This window comes from Mesorhizobium sp. M0815 (genome assembly GCF_040319995.1).
Lineage (GTDB): Bacteria > Pseudomonadota > Alphaproteobacteria > Rhizobiales > Rhizobiaceae > Mesorhizobium.
Genome location: NZ_JAMYOU010000046.1, coordinates 1 through 2,500 on the forward strand (window position 1 = coordinate 1; position 2,500 = coordinate 2,500).

Below are 2,500 nucleotides of genomic sequence, written 5' to 3' on the forward strand. Positions count from 1 at the left end.
CGCTAAACACGGGGGCTGCGCGGCGGACACGCCGACGTCACAGCTACTGCCACGCCATTTTTGCAGAACTTGACGCACACAACTGTTTTGATGTTTGCATTGCGAGGAATTTGGTGCGGACAGGATCTGCCTCGGTGTCCCGCTGTGTCGGCTTCGTTGGTAAGTGTCCGGCCGGAGGCGTCTTTGTGGGTTCATGGCTGTGGCCTCAAACCGTAGGTTCGAGCCACGGCCCAATCAAATCACTCCGAGATTTGTCGGATTGCGGCATTCTTATTCGTCTTCAGTAGGGGAGTTCCTGGAGGTGAATTATGAGCGAATTGCCGGTGGTCAAAACGCGACTCAAAGGCAAAAACCTTACGCAGAGCATGCTGATCCCAACGGAGAACATGGTCGCAGACGAGCTCCGGGCTGCGCGACCTGGCCACTTGTCGGACCTTGCAGAGTTACGACGTAAGCTCGCGGCAAAATACGGAGCAGACGCCTGCTGCCCAGTGACTGTGCGGCGGCACTTGGTGCATATCAGTCAAGACGGCAGCGCGCCCTTTTGGCGCGTCGTAAATCCCGATCGGCCATTCGCCCGACGTATGAGAGGTGGATCGGAACACATACGCGAAAAATTGGCTCCGGAACGCTGAGTATCCTGTCGCTGCACTTCAGAGCAAACGAAAACGGCCCGCACAAGGCGGGCCGTTTTCGTACTTTGGTTGCGGGGACAGGATTTGAACCTGTGACCTTCAGGTTATGAGCCTGACGAGCTACCGGGCTGCTCCACCCCGCGTCAACTTCACGGCGACCGCCGGCCGGGCAGCCCGGGCTTTTTTGTTTGTCCGTCCTCAAGGCCTTCGGCCTTTGTGGGCGGATGGGGCGCTGCTCCACCCCGCGTCAACCCTAGAAGTAAGCCTTGGCTCACTGAATTCAAGCTTCCGCCAAATGAAAGGGCCGCTTGCGCGGCCCGGAGCCCCGTTGGCGGGCCTGTTCGTAAGGAGAAGATTAAACAACGTGCGCTTGGCAGACCTGGCAGCGACCTACTCTCCCGCGTCTTGAGACGAAGTACCATCAGCGCTGGAGCGTTTCACGGCCGAGTTCGGAATGGGATCGGGTGCAGCCGCTCCGCCATAACCACCAGGTCGGCAAAACGCACGTTGCTCGAGAAGCTGTTTTCTGTGCCATCCATCTCGGCGCAATCCAAGGATTGCCGCCAGAAATGGGCATTAGGAATGAGAACGATCAAGCCGATCGAACTATTAGTACCGGTAAGCTTCAAGCGTTGCCGCTCTTCCACACCCGGCCTATCAACGTGGTCGTCTTCCACGGTTCTCAGGGAATACTCGTTTTAAGGTGGGTTTCCCGCTTAGATGCCTTCAGCGGTTATCCCGTCCGGATATAGCTACCCTGCTATGCGGCTGGCGCCACAACAGGTCCACCAGAGATCCGTCCATCCCGGTCCTCTCGTACTAGGGACAGATCCTTTCAATATTCCTACACCCACGGCAGATAGGGACCGAACTGTCTCACGACGTTCTGAACCCAACTCACGTACCGCTTTAAATGGCGAACAGCCATACCCTTGGGACCTGCTCCAGCCCCAGGATGCGATGAGTCGACATCGAGGTGCCAAACAACCCCGTCGATATGGACTCTTGGGGGTCATCAGCCTGTTATCCCCGGCGTACCTTTTATCCGTTGAGCGATGGCCCTTCCACGCGGGACCACCGGATCACTATGACCGACTTTCGTCTCTGCTCGACTTGTCAGTCTCGCAGTCAGGCAGGCTTATGCCATTGCACTCAGCGAACGATTTCCGACCGTTCTGAGCCCACCATCGCGCGCCTCCGTTACTCTTTAGGAGGCGACCGCCCCAGTCAAACTACCCACCATACATTGTCCCGGACCCGGATAACGGGCCGCGGTTAGACATCCATAGTGATAAGGGTGGTATTTCAAGGGTGGCTCCACCTGAGCTGGCGCCCAGGTTTCAAAGCCTACCACCTATCCTACACATGCCACTACGAATGCCAATGTAAAGCTATAGTAAAGGTGCACGGGGTCTTTCCGTCTAACCGCAGGACCCCCGCATCTTCACGGGGAATTCAATTTCACTGAGTCTATGCTGGAGACAGCGGGGAAGTCGTTACGCCATTCGTGCAGGTCGGAACTTACCCGACAAGGAATTTCGCTACCTTAGGACCGTTATAGTTACGGCCGCCGTTTACTGGGGCTTCGATTCAGAGCTTGCACCCCTCCTCTTAACCTTCCAGCACCGGGCAGGCGTCAGACCCTATACGTCGTCTTGCGACTTCGCAGAGCCCTGTGTTTTTGATAAACAGTCGCTACCCCCTGGTCTGTGCCACCCTCCCATGCTTGCGCATGAAAGGGTCACGCTTCTTCCGAAGTTACGCGTGCAATTTGCCGAGTTCCTTCAGCATAGTTCTCTCAAGCGCCTTGGTATACTCTACCAGTCCACCAGTGTCGGTTTCGGGTACGGTCTATAAGGAGGAGC

Annotated in this window: 1 tRNA gene and 2 rRNA genes (1 of these 3 cut by a window edge); all 3 read right to left on the minus strand. The window is 56.6% G+C overall.

Features of this window, described 5'->3' with window-relative positions:
• Positions 1 to 701: 701 nt before the first annotated feature.
• Positions 702 to 778, minus strand: a tRNA-Met gene (locus tag NKI01_RS28890).
• A gap of 234 nt (positions 779 to 1,012) precedes the next feature.
• Positions 1,013 to 1,127: ribosomal RNA gene (gene rrf, locus NKI01_RS28895) — 5S ribosomal RNA — on the minus strand.
• Positions 1,128 to 1,223: 96 nt separating this feature from the next.
• Positions 1,224 to 2,500: ribosomal RNA gene (locus NKI01_RS28900) — 23S ribosomal RNA — on the minus strand (it continues 1,530 nt past the right edge of the window).